Origin of the sequence: Halococcus sp. IIIV-5B (assembly GCF_003602035.1) — an archaeon.
Taxonomy (GTDB): Archaea; Halobacteriota; Halobacteria; order Halobacteriales; family Halococcaceae; genus Halococcus; species Halococcus salsus.
Genome location: NZ_QZWE01000009.1, coordinates 42,881 through 63,535, shown reverse-complemented (window position 1 = coordinate 63,535; position 20,655 = coordinate 42,881). Strand labels below are relative to the sequence as shown.

Below are 20,655 nucleotides of genomic sequence, written 5' to 3'. Positions count from 1 at the left end.
ATTCGGCCACCGGCGGGACTCCTCGTATGACCGGCGAGCGGGTTCGTGGCTTCGTCGAGATCACGCGTCCGATCAACGCCGTCGCGGCGGGCGCGCTGACGTTCGTCGGTGCGTTCGTCGCGAGCGGGCTCGGAACCTGGGGGGCGGTCGTGGCGGCGGCCGGCGCGACCGTGCTCGCCACCGCCGCAGGCAACACCATCAACGACTACTTCGACCGGGAGATCGACCGGATCAACCAGCCCGACCGGCCGATCCCCCGCGGTGCGGTCACCTCGCGGGAGGCGCTCGGATTCAGCCTCCTCCTGTTCGTCGGCGCGGTCGTCCTCGCACTCACCCTCCCGCCGCTCGCCATCGCCATCGCGGTGATCAATCTCGTCGCGCTCGTCGCGTACACGGAGTTCTTCAAGGGATTACCGGGGGTCGGCAACGTCGTCGTCGGCTACCTCGGCGGAAGCACCTTCCTGTTCGGCGCGGCGGCGGTCGGGCGGGTCACGAGCGCGGTCGTCGTGCTGTTCGCGCTCGCGGCGCTTTCAACTGTGGCCCGCGAGATCATCAAGGACGTCGAGGACGTCGCGGGCGACCGTCGCGAGGGGCTCAACACCCTCCCGATCGCAGTGGGCGAGCGGCCCGCACTCTGGGTCGCCGTCCTCCTCCTCGCGGTCGCGCTCCTCGCGAGTCCCCTGCCCTACCTCCAGGGTACCCTCGGCTGGCCCTACCTCGCGGTCGTCGCGGTCGCGGACCTCGTGATGGCCATCGCCGCCGTCAACAGCTTCACCGACCCGACGACGGGTCAAGAACGGCTGAGCTACGCGATGTTCCTCGCGGGCGGCGCGTTCGTGGTCGGGCGGCTCGCGGTAGCGTTGTAGGGGGTCTTTTTGTCGTCGCCGCGCGTAGGGAAGGGTATGCCAATCACGGACGACGACGAACTCGCGACGATCCTCGACCTCGACACCGTGGCGGTCGTCGGCTGCTCGTCGACGCCCGGCAAGGACGCCCACGAGATCCCACGGTATCTCCTCGACCACGGCTACGACGTGATCCCCATCAATCCTACCGCCGACGAGGTACTCGACCGTCGGGCCTACGATTCGCTCGTGGACGTCGAGGAGGCGATCGACATCGTGAACGTGTTCCGGCCGAGCGACGAGGTGAGCGGGATCGTGGACGACGCGCTCGACCGCGACGACGCGGGCGTCATCTGGACTCAGCTCGGCATCCGCGACCCCGAGGCGACCCAGCGCGCCGAGGACGCTGGTCGACGAGTGGTCGAGGACAAGTGCATGAAGGTCGAACACCAGCGGCTCGGCTAAGGAAAACTACTCGGCGGTGGCGGTGTCGTCGGACGTCGGTGCGTCGTCGGTCGTGCCGTCCGTCGCTTCGGCGTCGGCCACCGTCTTTCCGGGTTCGGCCTCCTCGATCGCCGCCGAGGCCGCGACCGCGTCGACGTCGATCCCCTGTTCGTGTGCCAGCGCGTCGAGCACCGCGCGCTGGTCGTCGAGGTCGCGTTCGATCCGCTCGACGCGTTGGCTCGTGGCCTCGACATGCTCTCTGACCTCGTTGACCTGGCTCCGGAGCTCGTCGATCTTCTGATAGAGCGTCTCGGCCATGTCGACGACGCGCTGGAGTTTCTTCGCGGTGTTTCCGAGTCCCATGTCCCTTTCTTGGGGTGGAGTTACCTGGCTTTTGTGTTCGCCCGTCGAACGCGCCGATTAAGACGCCGCCCACCGGAATCGACCCCATGAACGCCTCGCGGGTCGCCCCGGTCGTCGGGGTCGTCGGCTGTCTCGCGGTGCTGGTCGCGCTCGTCGTCCCGTACCTCACCACCGAGGCGGGGGCCGCCGGCACCTACTACGCCACGGGTGCGATAACCCCGCTCGTCGGCGGGCTCTTCGCCGCCGTCGCCGTGGTCGTCTTCGCCGCCGGTCGCGCCGGTCGGACCGACCCCGCGACCGCCGCCGGCGTGGCACTCATCTTCGGTATCGTGGTCGCGCTCGTCTCGCTGGTCTGGGCGCTCACGGTCCCGGAGGCCGTCGTCTTTCAGCTCTCGACCGACTCCACCCTCGAATATCACCGCTGGGTGCTTGCCCTCTGTTCGCTAGTGGTCCCCGCGAGCGGGGCGTGGTATGCCCGTGGACTCGGCCTGGTGTAGTCGGGTGGTGCGGTCGCCGCCAGGCGACTGCGGTGCGGGGGTGGGTGCGGGCCTGGCGTCTCGGTGAGCGCCGCAGGCGCGAACCGAGGCTCAGGAGAGCTGTGCTCTCCTGGCGGATGAAGGGCGAAGCCCGCGAACGGAGTGAGTGGGCTGAGGGCTTCGGCGGAGGCGGTGCTGTGCGGTTGCGGTGGCGGTCGCGGAGGTGGTCAGTGATCTCACCGCGAGCGAACGCAGTGAGTGAGCGGGCGCGAGGGTGACCGCATGGAACCCGACGCGCTTTTGATCCACATTTTGCGAGTGAAGGAGCGAGCGCTAGCGATGCGACTGAGCGTAGCAAAAGGTGGGAAGTGGACGACCCGGGGTTGCCCGGCGTTCCGGCGCGGGGAAGCCCGCGTGCCTCCTCCACCCCGCGATCCGGCGAGCGACGGCTGTCCGGCGGTCCGCTGCTCACTTCCGTGCCTGACGGGCTGCCGCCGATTAACCGCGGCGGGTCGTCCCTGCAGACGAACAGCCGCGGACCGCCGCCCCCGACGGACGAGGCTTCGACGTTGGCTTGCGGGGCCCGCGCCGGTCGGCGCGGACGCACCCGGAATTCGGCCCCCGCTGAAGACCGTAGTGCGGGTTGCGAGCAGGGCCTAACTGCCCGACCTAGTCCGATTTCAGGATAGCCGAGTCGACCATAAGGACCTTTCGAAACCCACCTTTTGCATCCCCACCTTTTGCTGCGGTCGGCCGCTTCGCGGCCTCCCTGGCAAAATGTGGATCAAAAGCGCTGCGCGCTCCCGTTGGTCGCGCTTGCGCCCGCTCACTCGCCTCCGGCTCGTTCGCGGTAGAATCACTATCGACTCCGCAACCGCACAGCACCGCCACCGCCGAAGCCCTCGCCGCGCGCTCCTTTCAGTCGCTACTCGCTCACTGCGTTCGCTCGTGCGGCTCGCCCTTCATCCGCCAGGCCCGCACCGCCGCCGCAACGTTGCAAAACTCGCTTTCACGCCGGATTACGACGGCGCGACCGTGACCTGGCGATTCCGGTCGATGGCGGCTTCGAGCTCCTCCGCGATGGCGCTCCCCCGGGAGACCTGCACCTCGCCTCCACGCGAAACGGTCGCGGTGAAGAGGTACTCGCCGTCGGCCTGGACTTCGACGGTGTTGCCCGCGTGGCCCTCCATCGGGATCACGACGTGGCGGCCGGTGATCTCGGGGGTGACGATCTCGCCCGACGCGCTGCCGTTGGTGTTGCCATCGCTACTGCTGCCGCCACCGGAGCCGCTCGATCCTCCCGACCGTCCACCGGGGCGCTCGTCGAAGGTCCGAACGTCGATGTCGATCCCCAGTCGATTTTCGATGTCGGTGATCCGACCGCCACCCTTGCCGATGACGGTCGCGATGTCCGACTCCTCGACGTAGACCACGGCGGTGTTCGACCCGCGGAGTTCGACCTCGCAGTTCCCGCGCGCCGCCGACCGGATCTCCCGTTCGATCTCCTGTTTCGCGATCCGGTCCACCCCGGAGTCGTCGGTCTCCTCGCCGACCGGCACCGTGACGACCTGCCGGTTGAAGCTGTAGATCTCGTAGGCCGGCTCGCCGGTCTCGGCGTCCGTCACCCGGATCACGGGTCGCGCGAGGTCCTCCTCGACCAGCCCCTCCGGGACCTTGACCTCGGTCTCGATGTCGTAGATGGTGTCGATCTCCCCGGCCTCGACGTAGACGACCGTGTCGACGACCTGCGGGATCATCCCCAACTCGACCCGCCCCACGAGTCGCCCGACGGCGTCGATCGCGCGCGTCGCGTGGACCACGCCGACCATCCCGACGCCCGCGAGCCGCATGTCCGCGAAGACCGAGAAGTCCTCGGTCTTCCGGACCTCGTCGTAGATGGTGTAGTCGGGCCGGACCATCAGGAGCGCGTCGGCGGTGTTCTCCATCCGACCGTCGAGCGCGGTGTACTGCGTCACGTCGGGGCCCACCTGGAGGTCCCGGGGTTTCTCCATCGTCTTCACCGAGAAGTCCGAGTCGGCGAGGAAGCCCGCGACGGCCCCGGCGAGCGTGGACTTCCCCGCACCCGGCGCACCCGCGACGAGCACGCCGCGCTGGTGGTCGAGCAGGCGCTCGCGGAGGTCGTCGGCGTACTGGTAGTCGTCGAGCTCGGTCGCCGCGATCGGTCGGACGGCGGTGATCTCGATCCCGTCGGCGAACGGCGGCCGCGCCACCGCGATCCGGTAGTCACGGTACTGCACGATCGTCATACCGTGTCTGTCGAGTTCGGTGAACCCCTCGCTCGACGTCCGCGCCGCGAGCTCGATCTCCTCGACCCACTCGGTGAGCTGGGCTTCGGAAAGCGGCTCCTCACTCACGGCCTCGAAGCGCATTCCACCGATCGACCCTCGCTTCGCCATCGGCACCACCCCCGTCTTGAGGTGGACGCTCATCGTCTCGTCGTCGAAGAAGCGCTCGATGTCGAGGCCCTCCACCGTCCGAACCTCGGGTTCGAGGTACTCGACGGCCAGCCCCTTCGCCCGCGCGACCTCACTCTGGACGCGGTCGCTCGTGAGCAGCGTGGCGTCGTGCTCGGCGGCGAGGTCGCGGATCAGCGCGTCGACGGCCCCCTCGCCGGCGCTCGCGCGCTCGGTCTCGGCGGGTCGCCGACCGACGTATTCGAGCTCGATCCGGTCGTCGGCTGCGAGCTCGACGAGGGCTTCGAGTTCGGCGAGCCCGTTCCACCCCGTCTCGACCCCGTCGTTCGCCTGGGATTCGAGCTCGGCCACGACCGCCTCGGGGACCAGCACCGTCGCGCCGTCGGCCGCCCCGCTCTCGACGCGGTCGGACACGCGGCCGTCGATGACCGCGCTCGTGTCCGGGACGATAGTCATGCCCGCACATCGGCCCGCAGAACGGATAAGGATGTTCAACCACTTTTTTCCTCGTCGGGTTCGCCTTCGGCGAACCACTCCTCGCAAAAACCTGGACTAAAAAGGCTGCTCGCTCCCTACGGTCGCTCGCAGTACAATCACTACTGGCTACCACCCCGCATCAGCCACACGCCTCCCCAGCCGATTCCCTCGGCTCGTTCGCTTCGCTCCTCGCCTTAGTCATCCCTCGCACAGTGTTCGCGATCGGCGTTCGTTTCACTCACGCACGACCGCGAGCGCGCGCCAACCGCTTACGGCCGCACCGCACCCCCTCCGACCGCAACCGCCGCGGCGGATGAACGGGCTCACTTCGCTCGACAGTAGCCTTATCACGTCGCTCGCCGACCCTCGACGGGATGGACGTCGCCGCCCTCACCCGCGATTTGGTCTCGATACCGAGCCACGACGACGAGACCGCCGCCGGTGATTTCGTCGAGGACTGGCTCCGCGCGGAAACCGATGCCGACGTGCGGCGGGACGCGGTCGGGAACGTCATCGCCCGCTACGGCGAGGCGGACGCCCTCGCGCTCGTCGGCCACCACGATGTCGTTCCGCCGGACGAATCCCAGACCGACGGCGACGAGTACGTTCTCGAAGCCACCGACGACCGACTCTACGGCCGCGGTACGGCGGACATGAAGGGCGCGGTCGCGGCGGCGATGCTGGCCTTCCGCGATACCCCGAGGAGTGGACTCGTCTTCGCGAGCTTCGTCGGCGAGGAACTCGGGGGCGTCGGCGCGCGCCACGCCATCGACGAGGGATTCGCGCCCGACTGTGCGGTCGTCGGTGAGGGTTCGACGGGCTACGCCACCCCCGGCGTGACGGACGTCGTGGTCGCCCACAAGGGCCGGCGCGCGAGCACCGTCACCGCCCACGGCACCGCCGTCCATGCCAGCGAACCCCACATGGGTGAAAACGCAGTCTACCGGGCCTGCGACGCCGTCGACCTCATCAGAGATATCGACCCGCCGAGCGCGACGGTGCTCGACGAACGCGTCGCCGGCAGCCTCGCCGTCACCGGGATCGACGGCGGCTCGGCCTGGAACGTTATCCCCGAATCGTGCGCCATCACCGTCGACGAGCGCACGGTCCCCGGCGAGCGCGCAGCCCTCGGAACCGTCGAGGAGGTCGAGGGAGTCGAGTGGACGGTCGACCAGGACCTCCCGCCGATGGCCTGCGACGACGAGGACTTCGCCGAGACGGTTCGAACGGTGGCCGACGAGTGCCAGGACGGCGATCCGGAGCTCGTCACGAAGCCCGCCGCGACCGACGGCGGCTGGCTCGCGGCGGCGGGCGTGACCTGCGTGGTCTGCGGACCGTCGGAGCTGGGCGAGGCCCACACCAAGGACGAGAGCGTCTCGCTCGACGCCCTCGACCGGTGCTATCGGATCTATTCGAGTGTGGCCGACGCCGTAGGGGAGAATTGATAGGCCGGCGACCCGGGTTTTCGGTATGGCAGCCGACGCCACGGATGACGCCTACGAGGATCTCACGCGACGCTACGAACGTATCACCAACGTCGGAAACGCGGCGGGCATCCTCAGCTGGGACCAGGAGGTCATGATGCCCGAGGGCGGCACACCGGCCCGCTCCGGGCAGCTCTCGGCGCTCTCGGCCGTGAGCCACGACCTCCTCACCGACGAGGGGATGGGCGAAGCGCTCGACGACCTCGAAAGCAACGACCTCGACGATCGCGAGGCGGCGGTCGTCCGCGAGGTCCGCCGACAGTACGAACGCTCGACGCGCGTCCCCACCGAACTGGTCGAGAAGATATCGCGGACGACCAGCGAGGCGCTCCCGGTCTGGAAGGAGGCGAGGGAGGAAGACGACTTCTCGACGTTCGCCCCGGTCGTCGAGGAGCTCGTCGACCTCAAACGCGAGTACGCCGAACACATCGATCCGGATAGACCCGCCTACGAGGTGCTCTTCGAGGACTACGAACCCTACCTCGGGCTCGACACCACCGAGCGGGTCCTCGAACGCCTCCGCGAGGAACTCGTCCCGCTCATCGACGAGATCCGCGAGAGCGACGTCGACCTCGCCACGCCGTTCGAGGGGACGTTCGATACCGACACCCAGGAGGAACTTTCACGCGACGCGCTCGATACCCTCGGTTACGACTGGGATCGCGGCCGGCTCGACGTCGCGCCGCATCCGTTCTCGATGGGGACTACCTTCGACGCGCGGGTCACGACGCGCTACGACGAGGCGGATATGTTGGGGGCACTCACGAGCACCGTCCACGAGTTCGGCCACGCGACCTACACCCTCGGCCTGCCGGACGAGGAGTACGGGACGCCGCTCGGCGAGAATCGAAACCTCTCGGTCCACGAGTCCCAGTCGAGACTCTGGGAGAACCACGTCGCCCGCTCGCAGCCGTTCTGGGAGCTGTTCCTGCCGCAGGTCAAAGACCGATTTTCGAGCCTCGACGACGTGACCCCGCGGGACGCCTACGAGGCCGCGAACACCGTCCACGAGGACAACCTCATTCGCGTCGAGGCGGACGAGCTCACCTACCACATGCACATCGTGATCCGCTTCGAGATCGAGCGCGAACTCATCGAGGGCGACCTCGACGTCGCGGAGATCCCACGGGTCTGGAACGACAAGATGGAGGAGTACCTCGGCGTGCGACCGGAGACGGACGCGAACGGTTGTCTCCAGGACATCCACTGGTCGCACGGCACGTTCGGCTACTTCCCGACCTATTCGTTGGGAAGCGTGCTCGCCGCCCAGCTCTACGCCAGCGCCGACGAGGCGATCGACGACCTCGATGGGTCGATCGAGTCCGGGGACTTCGACCCGCTCCACGATTGGCTCACCGAGAACGTCCACCGCCACGGCCAGCGCTACACCACGCCCGATCTGATCGAAGAGGCCACCGGCAAACCGTTCGCCGCCGACGACTTCCTCGACTACGTCACCACGAAGTACGGCGCGCTCTACGACCTCTGAGTCGGCCGAAGAATTTCTATTCATGATATATCGACTGTACTAATCAGCCGTTCCTGCACCCACCAATAGACCTATGTCGTGGCGTGCCATACCGTGACACGTATGGCAACCACACCGACCGAACCCGACATCGACGAGTTCCTCGCAGAACGCGGTCACGAGACGGAGTCACCGGGGTGGGAAGCAAGTTACAACAAGAAGCAGTGTCCCGACTGCGGCGCGCTGCACGCGACCGACGCCAGCATCTGCTCGGTGTGTGGCTGGTCGCCGCGGCCGTAGGTCGGGCGAGCGAAGCGAGTAAGTGAACGCGCGCTCCAGTCAGCCCGTGGGCATCCTCAACACGCTCGGGCTCGTGGCGACGCTGGCGCTCGCGCTCCCGGTGGCGCTACTCGGGGTCAACCTCCTCGTCACTGGGCGCACCACGATGGGCGCGGCGCTGTGTGTCGTCGCCGGGCTGATGATCCTGCTCAAGCAGTACGTCACGACCCCCGACGACGTGCCGACGGCGGCGGCCGAGAAGGCGGTCGGTGCGGTGGCGAAAGAGGAGGAGAAGGACTAGTCGGCGGCGGGGACTTCGGCCTCGGCGAGGACGTCCTCGACGGTGGTTCCCGAGGGTTCGTTGTCGAGGAGGACGTCGACCGGGAGCGTCGGCGCGCCGCTCACGAGGTTTTCGAGTATCACGAGCCGTTCGCGCGCCCGGCTCATCCCGACGTAGAACACCCGGCGCTCGTTGTCCGTCAGTAGGGGCACCGGGTCGGTGGTCTCGGCGAACGCCGCGGCGTCGGCCGAGCCCTCCTCGACGGAGGCGGCCATCTGTTCGACCACCTTCTCGGTGAGGTCGGTCGCCACGAAGACGTGGTCGGCCTCGCGACCCTTCGCGGAGTGGATCGTCCCCACTCGAACCCGGTCGCGGTCGACGTCCTGGTAGTCGCCCCCGAAGTAGGCCTTCACCGACTTCTTCTGGAACTGCGAGGTCTTCCTGAGCATGTCCTCGGCGGAGGCGGGACCGGGCATGAACGGTGCGTGCTCCTTGATGAGGTCGGGTTCGATCGTGAGGTCGACGAACTCCTCGGCCCCGGCCTCCTCCTTCAGGTCGTCGAGCGTCTCGTAGAGCGCGTCGCGGCTGTTGGTCCCGAAGGCGGTGTTCATCAGCATGTCCGCGAGCCGGCGGGCTTCGAGCCCGGTGATGGACTCGCCGGCGGCGACCTTCTCGACGGCGTTGACGTAGTCGTTGAGTCGGTCGGTCCACATCCGCTGGTCGGTGAGCGCCTGGAACGGGATCCCCTCGCCGATGAACTCGTCCATGAACTGGAAGAGCTGGTAGCGCGCCCGGAAGAGCACCATCACGGTCTCGTCGGTGTTCTCGACCGTGGCCCGGACGTTGCGCACGAGGTCGAGCATCGTGGGGCTCTCGACGGCCTCGACGCTCCCGCCCTCGGTTCGGGGTCGGAGGTTCTTCTCCTGGCGTTTCTCGATGTGGCGAACCTCCCGATTCACGACCGAGAGCACCCGGGACGGCAGCCGATAGGAGGTGTCGAGGATCACGTCCTCGCCGCCCTCGTCGAGGAGGAGCTGCGGGTCGGCACCCTGCCAGGCGTAGACCACCTGGTCGTCGTCGCCCGCGATCAGGACGCGCTCGACGTGGGGTTTCCACTCCTCGTAGACGCGGTACTGGAGCGTGGTGATGTCCTGAAACTCGTCGATCACGAGGTAGTCGACGCTCGGGATCAGCGAGCGCTGCTCGACGCGTTCGAGCATGTCGGCGAAGCCCACGAGCCCCTCGTCGCCCTTGTAGGCGCGCCAGGCCCGGATCGCCTCGGGGATGTCGAGGCGGTCGTCGTCGCTCGGCCACGTCGGGGTGTACTTGTTGCCCTGCTGGGCGTTGTCGTCGATCTCCGGCGGCAACCGGACCTCCTCGTCGTTCCACTGGAAGGGGACGTCGTACCAGTCGGCCACGTCCCTGGTGGTGCGCTGGAGCCACTGGCTCGTCGCGATGACCTTGTTGCCGATGGTGGTCGAGCGCGCGCTCCGACGGCGCGACCCCTCGTACTCGTCCTCGAACTCGAGCCCGAAGTCCTCGCAGAACCCCTCCTTGTCGCGTTCGCCGACGACGTCACCGCGCGAGAGGTCGAGGAGTTCGTAGGCCTTCGCGTGCATCGTGGCGACGTTGCCCCGGAGCGAACGCGGGCTGACGTCGAGGCGCTCGGCCAGTCGCTCGCGGATCTCGGTGGCCGCCGCCCGGGTGTACGAGACGACGAGGACGTCGTTGACGTCGACGCCCGGCTGGTCGAGGATCTCCTCGACCCGGTCGAGCAACGCCGTCGTCTTCCCGCTTCCCGGGCCGCCGAACAGCCGCGTCACGTGGGAATCCGTGGACATTGCCCACAGCAGGGACCGGTCCACTATAAACGACGTGGCTCCCGGGCGCGAACGCCAGCCTCATTCGACGAGCGCCCGTACGACGACTATGTTCACCGGCATCGTCGAGACCACGGGGGAAGTCACGACCGTTCGCGACGAGGAGGGCGGGCGGCGAATCGTCGTCGAGTGCGATCTCGAAGGGCTCACTCACGGCGCGAGCATCGCGGTCGACGGCGCGTGTCTCACCGTCGAGGAAGTCCGAGAAACGGGTTTCGAGCTGTTCTGCTCGACCGAGACGCTCGACCGGACGACGCTCTCGGAGATCGAGGAGGGTGTCGAAGTGAACCTCGAACGGGCGCTCCCCGCCGACGGCCGGCTCGACGGCCACTTCGTGCAGGGGCACGTCGACGCCACGGCGGAGGTCGTGGGAGTCGAGCAGGTGGACGACGACTGGGAGTTCGAGTTCTCGGTGCCCGAGAGCGTCGCGCGCTACGTGGTCGAGAAGGGGTCGATAGCCCTCGATGGAGTGAGCCTCACGGTCGCCGAACGGCGGGAGGACACGATCACCGTGGCGGTGATCCCGACGACCTACGAGCTGACGACGATGCACGACCTCGACCCCGGCGACGGGGTGAACGTCGAGGTCGACGTGATCGCGAAGTACGTCGAACGGCTGCTCGACGGCCATCGGTGACGGCGAATGTGAATCTGATGTGGCGGTCGTGGCTGTGCAGTACAGTTGCGGTCGTGGCCGTGCAGTGCGGTTGCGGTCGGAGCGGTTGGCGCGCGCTGGCGAGCGGTGACGAGCGACAGCGAGCACCGCTCGCGAACATTGTGCGAGGGATGAGCACCGGAGTGAGCCGAAGGCGAGCGAGGAGCGCAGTCGGTTGGGGAGGCGTGTGGCGGTTGCGGGATGGAGGCGGCGCTGGGTGGGATATGAGTGATTGTACTGCGAGCGAACGGAGTGAGCGAGCAGCCCTTTTTAGTCCACCGGAAGACGCGAAGCGTCTTCCGAGCCTTGCTTCGTTGCACTCAGCAAGACAGGTTTTTGGGCGGGGGTTGAGCGCGAGCGAAGCGAGCGCGATTCCCCCGCCCAAAAAAGTGGGTTAGCAAGATTCTTTGACGCCCACCGACAGGACTCACCAATGTACGATTTCGTCGTCAGCGGGGCGGGCCCCGCGGGCTGTCGGTTCTCCCGGCGCGCCGCGGAGGCGGGTCACGACGTGCTGGTGCTCGAACGCGGCGAGGTCGGCACGCCGCTCGCGTGCTCGGGCCACGTCAGCACCGACATCTGGCAGTTCACGCCCGAGGGCGCGCGCGAGGAGCTGCTCCAGAACGAGATCTCGGGCGCGCGATTCCACGTCGGCGGGCCGGGCGGCGACGGCCACCTGTTCTACAAGGACGAGACCATCTCGAACGTCATCAATCGCGTCGAGCTCGACCGGACGCTCGCCCGCGCCGCACGCGAGGCCGGGGCCGATATTCGGGAGAATCACAGCGTGACCGGCGTCGAGGAGGGCGCGCGTTCGGCGACGGTGACCGCCCGAACGCCCGAGGGAACCGAGGTATTCGAGACCCGGCTGGTGGCGGGCTGTGACGGACCTGTTTCACGAGTTCGGCGCGAACTCGGGATGCCCGAACCGGGCGAGAAGCTCCAGGGTGTGCTCGGTTTCTCGACGGAGGACGACCCCGGTGACCACGTCGACGTCCACCTGACGGTTCCGGAGTTCTTCGCGTGGCGCATCCCTCGGGGATCGGCGGGCGTCGAGTACGGGCTGGCGGCCGCACCGGGCGAGAACGCGACCCAGCTGTTCGAGGCGTTCGTGAACGACTACGGGGTCGAGACCGGCGAGACCCACGCCGGGATGATCCCGATCGGGCCGGCCGACCGCGTCACGAGCTACCGTGGCTTCCTCGTGGGGGATGCGGCCGCCCAGACCAAGCCGTTCACCGGCGGCGGGCTCGTCTACGGGATGACCGCCGCCGACCACGCCGTTCGCGAGATCGACCCCCACGACCCAGGGACGCTGAAGGACTACGAGAAGGCGTGGCGGGCTGACCTCGCGCGCGACATCCAGCTGGGTCACTGGGTTCGTCGGGCGTACTCGCTGCCCGAACCCGTCAAGCAGGCTGGCCTCGCGGCGTTTTCGGGCGAGATCGGGGTTCACATGGACAAACCCACCACGCTGTTCTCGCCGGAGAGCCTGAAGACGCTCCTCTCGCGCTCCTGAACGGACTTACTCGTAGGTCGGCAGTCGGGCCGACCGGTCGCTGCCCTCGACGAACGGGAGCGACTCGACACGCGCCGCCCGTTCCTCGCCGTCGATCCTGACCGTCAGGTCGTCGGTATCGAGGTCGAACTCGACCAGCGCGAGCGCCAGCGGTTCGTCGCGGGTCGGGCTCTCGACCGCGCGGGTGACCTCACCGACCGTCGAATCGCCGGCGAAGACCGCCGCGCCGGCATCGGGGAGCGTCTCACAGGCAAGCCCGACCAACCGGCGGCTCGGCTGCCCTCGGTTCTCGACGCGCGAGACGACCTCCTGACCGACGTAACAGCCCTTCTCGAAGTCCAGCGCGTTTCGGAGCCCGAGGACGTTCGGGATCTCGTCACGGAGTTCGGAATCGAATAGCGGCGTCCCCGCCTCTAGGGTGAGGCTCTCCCAGGTTCGCACGCCGAAGGGGGCGGCGTTGAGCCCGTTGTTGATCAGGGCGTCGAACACCGATTCGGCGACGTCCGCAGCGCAGACCACCTCGTAGCCTTCCTCGCCGGTCAATCCGTCGCCTCGGATCACGGTGACGCCGGCCTCGTCGATCGAGCCCCGGACGAACGAGAGGTGGGCCTCGGACGGCGTCGCGTTCGTGAGCACGCTCGCGACCTTCTCGGTCGCCTGCGCACCGTGGACGCCGAAGACGCCGAACGACTCGGTCGCGTTCTCGATTTCGACGTCCTGGATGAACGTCCTCTCGGACCACTCGCTCGCGACCGCCGCGGCGCGGTCCGGTGGGGTGAACACCAGCAGGCGGTCGGTGGTCGTGTAGATGTAGAGGTCGGTCTCCACCCGGCCCTGCGGGTCGAGGAGGAGCGCGTAGCAGCCCCGGCCATCCTCGGCGGGTACCCGGTTGGTGACGGCGTTGTCGACGAACTCTATCCTGTCCTCGCCGGTGATCGTGAGTACGCCGTAGGCCATCTCGGTGACGCCGGCGACGTTCCTGACCGCCCGGTGGGCGGTCTCGGGGCGGCCGTAGTGGTCGGCGACGCGCGTGCCGCCGCGCTCTGCGAACGTCGCGCCGTGGGTCTCGTGGACGGCTTCGACCAACGTCATTGTGGAATTTCGGGCGCGGCGGCGGATAAAGCGTGTCCTCTACGGATTCGATCTTCAGAGAAGATCGAAACCATCACTGCGTTCCCTCAGAACACACCCTCGTTGCAGTCGTAAACCGAACCGGACCCGGAGTAGCGACTCTCGACCTCCACGTACGTCAGGTCTCCACCGCAAGTCGCCGTCACTAACGAGACGATACCGTCGCTACGGTGAACGCTAACGACGACTGCGAAGTCCTCCAGCGGACTGCTGATGTTGCTTGCGTTCGTCTCTCCAGGCTTTAGCGTGTAGCGGCCGTGAAGTCGAGCTGAGTCTGGGAGTTTGACTTTTGTATAAACTCCTTGAATACCGGGATCAGATGTGCTTAAGCCCGGACCGATCTCACCACGGCCTATTCGCCCATCCGGTAATTCGAACGAGGTATTTGCTGGTAACTCGACGACGGATACTTCGAATATTTGTGTGACGTTCGCCCCGTTGGTGACGTTGAGATGAACCGGGCCACCCTGACCGGACGGTTCGGTGAGCGTTCCAGCTGAACAGCCCGCCGAGACGACAAGAGAGATGACAACGAGTGCCGAGAGCGTCTTCACAGTGGCCGAGCAGTGGACGCTACGGGGTGACATAGAGGTAATTTCGAACCTATCTATGTTTTATTTTCGACTCGGTTGACGTCGCACTCTTTCTTCGACGAACCGTGAGTCGGTTGAACCCGAAGTGGTGTGCGGATAGTACTTGGATGTGTTACAATCCGAGCCGTTCGCGAACACTGTCGAAGAACGACTCGTCGGTCTCGTTCTCGGGTTCGTCGGGCACGACACGGTCGTCGGGGAGGATATGCAGTCGTCCGCTCTCGGTTTCGGTTTCGATGAGGTCGTCCTCCTTGAGCGCTGCGAGGGCGTCTTCGAGGGCGTCGATGCCGATGTCGGCGTGGGTCCGGAGTTCGAACACCGTCATCCCGTCGGGATGCTCCACCAGCGCGTCGAGCACCGCCACCTCCGTGGGGTTGCGGTCCCGGAACGCCCGCTTCGCTTTCATGTTTGCCCGTTCGCTCGGATCGGTCTTATACTGTCGGTCGGGGTCCGTGGTACCTGGTCGTTCGGGCAAGTATCGCCGCTCGAACACGGACGTTTATATCGACCGCTATAGAAGTACGTCCCGATGGGAGTCATGTGTTCGTTGCTCGGGCACGATTACGACGACCCCGAGGTCGAGCGCGAGCGCGTCGAGAACGGCGACGAAGTGGTGTTGACCGCCAAACGCGTCGAGCGGTGTCGGAGCTGCGGACACGAACGCGTCATCTCCGAGAACACCGAGGTCACGGCGCTCTCGGCCGCCGCCGGCGTGGTTCGGGAACCCGACGGCACCGTCGTCATCGCGCCGGACGGCTCGGACGAGGGGGCCGACGACCCCTCCGACGCACCGGACCGGACGGTGACGGCCGTCGAAACGATGGAGGACGACCCCGCCGACGCGGAGCCCGAACCGACCGTGCGAAACGGTGGCCCACGGGAGGTCGTCGAGGCCGAGCCCGACGAAATCGAGCCAGCCGACGCCACGGAACCAACGGACGGGACCGAACGAGCGATCCGTGACGACGGGGCCGCCGCCGACGACCCCGCGCCCGATCCGGCCGGCTCGGGGAGCGTGGAGATCGCGGAGTCGGTGGTGGCCACGAGCGCGCTCGACCGGTCGACGGGCGGGGGCGAACCGGCGGACGACCAAGGCGACGATACCGGATCGATCGACCGCATCGGCGACGAGCCGACGCGCCGCGACCCCTCGGAGCGCGCGCCCGGTGAGTGGCCGTCCGAGCCGTCCGGCCCGGTGACCACCGAGGCGGCACGGTCGGACGGGAGCGCCGCTTCGACGGCTCAGTGGCCCGACGGTTCCGGTCGCGACGGCGAATCGGCGAGCGAGGGTTCGGATGAGGAGCCCGACCGGCTCACCGGTGGCTCGTTCGTCTGCACGTCGTGTGGGTTCGACGCCGCGGTCATCGACTCGCCCCACCGGGCGGGTGACATCTGTCCGAACTGTCACCGCGGCTATCTGGCGTGGGAAACGCGAAAGGGCTAACCCTTCGGCTCGCAAACGAGCGCCCCATGCGCGAATACAAGATGCGCCGTGGAGAGCACTTGGAGGACCGGATCCCCGACATGGAGGGCACCATCGAGTCCTACTTCGGGTCGCCGACCGCGACCGAGAGCTACAACGGGAGCGACCTCTACGTCGTCGAGGAACCCGAGAACCCGGTCTTCGAGCGCGTGGTCGCCGGCGCGGTCGACTACGGTTCGAAGAAGGACACCTTGGCTGTGGACTTCACCGAGCGCCCCGCCGAGGAGGTCATCGCCGAGGGCAACGCCGACGCCGCTGCCGACGCGGTCGACGCGAAGAACGAGTTCCTGCTCGAAGCCACGGGCCGCGACGCCAAGAGCCGTCGTGAGTCGATGAAGCGCACTGTCGAAGACGACGCCGAAACGCCCGACGGCGTCTGAGAACTACTGCCCGAGTTTGGTGCGGCTGATGCCGACCGAACCGGGGGTGATGATGAGCTGGTCGTCGGCCTTCTGAACGATGTCCCCACCGACCTCGCGGACGATCCCCTGGAGGTCCTGGGTGATGCGCTCCATCGTGCGGTCGGTCGTCGAGTGGCGGGTGATATCGGCGACCACGATGTCGCCGTCGTAGATCGCGTTCTTGATGTCTATCACGTCGCGCTGGCCCTCGATTTGGGCGATATGTACCTTCGTCGCCGGCTCGTCCGCCGAGGCCTCGATGTCGTCGGGGCCGAGTTCGACGTAGTCGCCGCCGGGCCCCGGTCGGCGGCTGCGCGACCCGCCACCACCGAGGATGTCGTCCATCAATCCCATGCGGCCACGCCGGTCGGACCCGGTATATCTCTTACGGCAAGGCCGCCGCGTGGGGTGGCTTTTTCCGCTCACCGCCCGATGTGGGGACATGGCAGACGACGTACTCATCTACGGGTCGTACGGCTACACCGGTGCGCTGATCACCGAACGCGCCGCCGAGGAAGGACTGTCGCCGACGCTTGCGGGTCGACGCGCCGAACCGCTCGAACGCCAGGCCACCGACCGCGACCTCGACTATCGCGTCTTCACCCTCGACCATCCCTCGGTCGTCGCGAACCGGATCGAGGCGTTCGACGCCGTGTTGAACTGCGCGGGGCCGTTCTCCGCGACCGCCGACGCGTTGGTGGCGGCCTGTCTCGAAACGGGAACCGACTACCTCGACATCACCGGCGAGATCGACGCCTTCGAGGCGACCGCCGAGCGCGACCGCGACGCCGAGAAGGCCGACGTGACCCTCCTGCCGGGGGTCGGCTTCGACGTGGTTCCCACCGACTGCCTCGCGGCGCATCTCGCTGGCAAACTCCACGACGCGACCCACCTCCGGCTCGCGATCGACGGGCTCAGCACGTTCTCGCCCGGCACGCTGAAGTCCGTCGTCGAGGGGCTCTCGGAGGGTGGAGCGGCCCGGATCGATGGCCAGATCGAGACCGTACCGCCGGCGTGGAAGACCCGCCGGATCGACCTCGGGACGGGCCCGAAACCCGCGGTGACGATCCCGTGGGGTGACGTCTCGACCGCCTACTACTCGACCGGGATCGGGAACATCGAGACCTACGCCGCTGTGCCGGGGTTCGCGGCGCGGGTGATGCGCCGGACCGACCGTCTCGCGCCGCTGCTCGGAACCCAACCGATTCAGACCCTCCTGAAGGAGCTCGTGGACGCGACCGTCACCGGACCCACCGCCGCCCAGCGCGCCCTGAGCACCACTCGGGTCTGGGGCGAAGTGGAGAACGACGACGGCGACCGAGCGGCGGCACGGCTCGAACTCCCCGACACCTACGACTTCACCGCGCGGACGGCCTGTGAAGTCGTCCGGCGGGTGCTCGACGGCGACGTCGAGTCGGGATTCCAGACGCCGGCGTCGGCCTTCGGGGCGGATTTCGTGCTCGACTTCGACGGGGTCCTCCGGACGGATATCGACGGCTGACGAAGCCGGCGGCCAGTCAAAAGACCCATGCTCCTCCTCCGAAAAGTCCGAGGAGATCATCGATGGCTTCGCGTTCCGGCAGCCGACCGAACACCGACAGACGGTCGTTTCTGGTAGCCACCGGCGCGACGCTCGCCGGCGGCGCGCTCGCGACCGGCACGGCCAGCGCGGTGGAGTCGGCTCCGTACCACCTCTCACAGGGCGACCAGTGCGTTCCGCTCCAGCCGCTCCAGGGCGACGACCCGGTGGAGGCCTTCTACGACTACCGGCGGGACCGCGACAGCTCGTACGGGACCCGCTCGCTCCAGCAGCCGAACACCAGCGTTCTGTTCCTCTACGAGGGTCCTGACGGCGTGAGCCTCGTGGCCGTCCACGGCGCGCTCGGCGGCAACGGCGACGGCGGGTCGATCACCTTCGATATCTCGGGGTTGCCCTCGTCGGGCGACTGGATCGTCCGGGACGACAGCTACGACGGCCCGAACCGCTACGATCGGTGGGAGATCGACGGGGACTCGGCCACGGTGGACTGGACCTGGGACGGCCGGCGGGCCGACGGCGCGGTCTACGGCCCGCTCGGCGACGACGTCTCGGTCGGGATCGACCCGGCCTTCAACGAACGGGCCGCGCTCTACGGCGACCACTACGAGGGCAACGTTTCGGACTGGCAGGCGCTCTCGGGCGACCTCGACGACCCGACGCGGACCTCGCTCGACCGCTCGACACCCCTCCGGATCGAGTCCGGGTCGTGCCCGACGACGAACACTACGGCGACGTCCAGCACCACCAACGAGACCACGACGGCGCGCTCGTCGTCGGGGGAGTCGACGACCGCCGCAGGGACGGACACGACGGGGGGCGAGAGTTCGGGGAACGGAGACGATCTTCAGCGGATCCTCGACGGCCTCGCGCGTCTGTTCGACCGGCTCTCTCAGCTCTTCGATCGACTCGCGCGATTCGTCGAACGCTACCTCTGACGGCCGTCTCGGACGGATTCGAGCGGCGACGCGGCTCGCCGCGTGCCGCGTGGTTTTATGCCCTTGGTCACGTATCAGGTGTATGGATTTCGACCTGCCGGACGAGCACCGGATGATGCGCGAGACGGTGCGGGAGTTCTGTGAGGCGGAGATCGCGCCGCTCGCCCAGGATATCGAGGACGAGCACCGCTACCCCGCCGAGGTCTTCGACCAGCTCGCCGGCCTCGATATGATGGGTGTGCCGGTGACGGAGGAGTACGGCGGGCTCGGCGGGGATCAGTTGCTCTACGCGCTCGTCACCGAGGAGCTCGGCCGGGTCTCGGGCTCGATCGGGCTCTCCTACGCCGCCCACATCAGCCTCGCCTCGAAACCCATCGAGAACTTCGGCACGCACGAGCAGAAGGAGGAGTGGCTCCGGCCGCTCGCGGAGGGCGAACACATCGGAGCATGGGCGCTCACGGAGCCCGGTAGCGGCTCCGACGCCTCGCACATGGACACCACGGCCGAGAAGGACGGCGACGAGTGGGTGCTCAACGGGACGAAGCAGTTCATCACCAACGCCAGCGAGGCGGGGTCGGTGCTCGTGAAGGCCGTCACTGATCCGGACGCGGGCTACGGCGGGATCTCGACCTTCATCGTCGACCCCGCGGACGACGGCTTCGAGATCTCGACGATCTGGGAGAAGATGGGGCTCAACGCCTCGCCGACGTGTGAGATACAGCTCGACGACGTTCGACTATCCGAGGACCGACTGCTCGGCAACGAGGGTGAGGGCTGGGAGCAGACGAAGAAGACGCTCGACGGGGGTCGGATCTCGATCGCGGCGCTCTCGGTTGGGCTCGGACAGGGAGCCTACGAGGCCGCCAAATCCTACGCGACCGAGCGCGAGCAGTTCGGTCAGCCCATCTCGGAGTTCGACGCGGTGCGGAACAAGATCGTCGACATGGACCGGAAGCTGGAGCGGGCCCGCCTCCTGACCCACAAGGCCGCGACGACCTACGACGCGGGCGAGGACGTCACTCGACTGAGCGCGCTCGCGAAGCTCGACGCCAGCGAAGCCAGCCGCGAGATCGCAGAGGACGCGGTGCAGGTCTTGGGTGGTTACGGCTACACCACCGACTTCGCGCCCCAGCGCTTCTACCGCGACGCGAAGCTGATGGAGATCGGTGAGGGAACGAGTGAAATTCAGCACCTCGTGATCGGGCGAGAACTAGGCTTGTAATTCACGCCACTCGTCTTCGAGCAGGCCGTAGCGGTGGACGTCGACGTACTCGCCGTCGACGAACGCTTCCTCACGGTCGACGCCTTCCCCGGTGAAGCCAACTTTTTCGAGCACGCGCTGTGAGCCCGTGTTGTAGTCGAAGACCTTCGCGCTGACCTTGTGGAGGCGGCGCTGGTCGAAGGCGTGCCCCACGAGGAGTCGCGTCGCCGTGGTGGCGTAGCCCTCGCCCCACGCGTCGGGCGCTATCCAGTAGCCGAGTTCGCCGAAGCCGTGGTCCGCGTTGATGTCCATGAGGCTGATGGTCCCCACGGTATCGCCGTCGGCACAGATCAGGAGCGAGACGTCGTCGCCCTCGCTCATCGACTCGAACCACTCGCGTTCGTCGGTCGCGTTGACCGGGGTCGTCGCGCCGATCGGTGTGCGGACGGCCGGATCGTTGATGTGGCGCTGGAGGAAGTCGAGGTCCTCCTCTTCGATGGTTCTGAGCGTGACGTCTTCGCCGTCGAGGAAGACTGAACCGGGCATGAAACGACCAATTCCACGCGCCGTAATCAGGATTGTGTCGTCGCGGCGGTGCGGTCGCGGTGCGGCGCGGCCGCCGCGCGGTTGCGGTACGGATGCGGGGCGGTGGCGGTAGCAGTGTAGTCCTGGCGGATGAAGGGCGAGGTCCGAACGAAGTGAGTGGCCGAGGGCTTCAGCGGAGGCGGTGCTGTGCGGGGCGGTAGAGGTAGTGATGTACCGTGAG

General features: G+C 67.5%; 22 protein-coding genes and 1 other RNA gene. 14 read left to right on the top strand and 9 right to left on the bottom strand.

The annotated features are described in order from the left end of the window. Positions 1-26: 26 nt before the first annotated feature. Both D3261_RS08460 and D3261_RS08455 read left to right on the top strand, forming a co-directional pair. Complete coding sequence (locus D3261_RS08460; RefSeq protein WP_120071385.1) at positions 27-866, top strand: geranylgeranylglycerol-phosphate geranylgeranyltransferase; 840 nt, start codon at positions 27-29, stop codon at positions 864-866. A 36-nt stretch (positions 867-902) separates the two neighbouring features. Continuing rightward, a complete protein-coding gene (locus D3261_RS08455; protein WP_120071383.1) occupies positions 903-1,310 on the top strand; it encodes a CoA-binding protein in 408 nt (135 codons plus the stop codon). Positions 1,311-1,316: 6 nt separating this feature from the next. Here the strand turns inward: D3261_RS08455 and D3261_RS08450 are convergent, their stop codons facing one another. Continuing rightward, positions 1,317-1,652, bottom strand: a complete 336-nt coding sequence (locus tag D3261_RS08450) for a DUF5798 family protein (RefSeq protein WP_120071381.1) — start codon at positions 1,650-1,652, stop codon at positions 1,317-1,319. An 86-nt stretch (positions 1,653-1,738) separates the two neighbouring features. Here D3261_RS08450 and D3261_RS08445 point away from each other — a divergent pair, with 86 nt between their 5' ends. Then, a complete protein-coding gene (locus D3261_RS08445) occupies positions 1,739-2,149 on the top strand; it encodes a hypothetical protein (protein WP_120071379.1) in 411 nt (136 codons plus the stop codon). A gap of 345 nt (positions 2,150-2,494) precedes the next feature. Here the strand turns inward: D3261_RS08445 and ffs are convergent. Next, an RNA gene (gene ffs, locus D3261_RS08440) (signal recognition particle sRNA) lies at positions 2,495-2,808 on the bottom strand. A 339-nt stretch (positions 2,809-3,147) separates the two neighbouring features. Continuing rightward, positions 3,148-5,019, bottom strand: a complete 1,872-nt coding sequence (locus tag D3261_RS08435) for a PINc/VapC family ATPase (RefSeq protein WP_120071377.1) — start codon at positions 5,017-5,019, stop codon at positions 3,148-3,150. 395 nt (positions 5,020-5,414) lie between these two features. On the opposite strand from D3261_RS08435, the gene D3261_RS08430 reads away from it, so the two are divergent. The 4 genes from D3261_RS08430 to D3261_RS08420 all read left to right on the top strand — a co-directional run bounded on the left by D3261_RS08430 (position 5,415) and on the right by D3261_RS08420 (position 8,572). Next, positions 5,415-6,485, top strand: coding sequence for a M20 family metallopeptidase (locus D3261_RS08430; RefSeq protein ID WP_120071375.1), 1,071 nt, complete (start codon positions 5,415-5,417; stop codon positions 6,483-6,485). A 25-nt stretch (positions 6,486-6,510) separates the two neighbouring features. Continuing rightward, on the top strand, positions 6,511-8,013 hold the full coding sequence (locus tag D3261_RS08425; protein WP_120071373.1) for a carboxypeptidase M32: 1,503 nt from the start codon (positions 6,511-6,513) through the stop codon (positions 8,011-8,013). 102 nt (positions 8,014-8,115) lie between these two features. Continuing rightward, positions 8,116-8,292 carry an HVO_0416 family zinc finger protein gene (locus D3261_RS20340; RefSeq protein ID WP_192927939.1) on the top strand — a complete coding sequence of 59 codons (177 nt, stop codon included), beginning with the start codon at positions 8,116-8,118 and terminating at the stop codon, positions 8,290-8,292. Between the two features lie 46 nt (positions 8,293-8,338). After that, a complete protein-coding gene (locus tag D3261_RS08420; RefSeq protein ID WP_120071371.1) occupies positions 8,339-8,572 on the top strand; it encodes a hypothetical protein in 234 nt (77 codons plus the stop codon). Here D3261_RS08420 and D3261_RS08415 read toward each other — a convergent pair. Next, positions 8,569-10,392, bottom strand: coding sequence for a UvrD-helicase domain-containing protein (locus D3261_RS08415; protein ID WP_120071369.1), 1,824 nt, complete (start codon positions 10,390-10,392; stop codon positions 8,569-8,571). The two genes, D3261_RS08420 and D3261_RS08415, sit on opposite strands and share 4 nt — an antisense overlap. 88 nt (positions 10,393-10,480) lie before the next feature. On the opposite strand from D3261_RS08415, the gene D3261_RS08410 reads away from it, so the two are divergent. Further along, entirely contained in the window at positions 10,481-11,068 is a 588-nt protein-coding gene (locus D3261_RS08410) for a riboflavin synthase (RefSeq protein WP_120071367.1), read from the top strand. 451 nt (positions 11,069-11,519) lie between these two features. After that, positions 11,520-12,605: a geranylgeranyl reductase family protein gene (locus D3261_RS08405; RefSeq protein WP_120071365.1), complete on the top strand. Its 1,086-nt coding sequence runs from the start codon at positions 11,520-11,522 to the stop codon at positions 12,603-12,605. Positions 12,606-12,611: 6 nt separating this feature from the next. On the opposite strand, the gene D3261_RS08400 is transcribed toward D3261_RS08405, so the two are convergent. The 3 genes from D3261_RS08400 to D3261_RS08395 form a co-directional block, all read right to left on the bottom strand. Beyond that, positions 12,612-13,697, bottom strand: a complete 1,086-nt coding sequence (locus tag D3261_RS08400; RefSeq protein ID WP_120071363.1) for an aminomethyltransferase family protein — start codon at positions 13,695-13,697, stop codon at positions 12,612-12,614. A gap of 86 nt (positions 13,698-13,783) precedes the next feature. Then, positions 13,784-14,323: a hypothetical protein gene (locus D3261_RS19705; protein ID WP_147464938.1), complete on the bottom strand. Its 540-nt coding sequence runs from the start codon at positions 14,321-14,323 to the stop codon at positions 13,784-13,786. A gap of 118 nt (positions 14,324-14,441) precedes the next feature. Continuing rightward, positions 14,442-14,735: a DUF6432 family protein gene (locus tag D3261_RS08395; RefSeq protein ID WP_120071361.1), complete on the bottom strand. Its 294-nt coding sequence runs from the start codon at positions 14,733-14,735 to the stop codon at positions 14,442-14,444. Positions 14,736-14,858: 123 nt separating this feature from the next. Between D3261_RS08395 and D3261_RS08390 the strand changes: the two genes are divergently transcribed. After that, positions 14,859-15,773 (top strand): hypothetical protein, encoded by a 915-nt coding sequence (locus D3261_RS08390; RefSeq protein WP_120071359.1) that lies wholly within the window; start codon positions 14,859-14,861, stop codon positions 15,771-15,773. 26 nt (positions 15,774-15,799) lie between these two features. Next, positions 15,800-16,192 (top strand): DUF5611 family protein, encoded by a 393-nt coding sequence (locus D3261_RS08385; RefSeq protein ID WP_120071357.1) that lies wholly within the window; start codon positions 15,800-15,802, stop codon positions 16,190-16,192. A gap of 3 nt (positions 16,193-16,195) precedes the next feature. On the opposite strand, the gene sepF is transcribed toward D3261_RS08385, so the two are convergent. Then, positions 16,196-16,567: a cell division protein SepF gene (gene sepF, locus D3261_RS08380; protein ID WP_120071356.1), complete on the bottom strand. Its 372-nt coding sequence runs from the start codon at positions 16,565-16,567 to the stop codon at positions 16,196-16,198. 88 nt (positions 16,568-16,655) lie between these two features. Between sepF and D3261_RS08375 the strand changes: the two genes are divergently transcribed. The 3 genes from D3261_RS08375 to D3261_RS08365 all read left to right on the top strand — a co-directional run bounded on the left by D3261_RS08375 (position 16,656) and on the right by D3261_RS08365 (position 19,910). Further along, positions 16,656-17,714, top strand: coding sequence for a trans-acting enoyl reductase family protein (locus tag D3261_RS08375; protein ID WP_120071354.1), 1,059 nt, complete (start codon positions 16,656-16,658; stop codon positions 17,712-17,714). A 62-nt stretch (positions 17,715-17,776) separates the two neighbouring features. Then, positions 17,777-18,688 (top strand): hypothetical protein, encoded by a 912-nt coding sequence (locus tag D3261_RS08370; protein WP_120071352.1) that lies wholly within the window; start codon positions 17,777-17,779, stop codon positions 18,686-18,688. Positions 18,689-18,770: 82 nt separating this feature from the next. After that, entirely contained in the window at positions 18,771-19,910 is a 1,140-nt protein-coding gene (locus tag D3261_RS08365; protein WP_120071350.1) for an acyl-CoA dehydrogenase family protein, read from the top strand. On the opposite strand, the gene D3261_RS08360 is transcribed toward D3261_RS08365, so the two are convergent. Beyond that, positions 19,899-20,435 (bottom strand): GNAT family N-acetyltransferase, encoded by a 537-nt coding sequence (locus D3261_RS08360; RefSeq protein WP_120071348.1) that lies wholly within the window; start codon positions 20,433-20,435, stop codon positions 19,899-19,901. The two genes, D3261_RS08365 and D3261_RS08360, sit on opposite strands and share 12 nt — an antisense overlap. Positions 20,436-20,655: the final 220 nt, after the last annotated feature.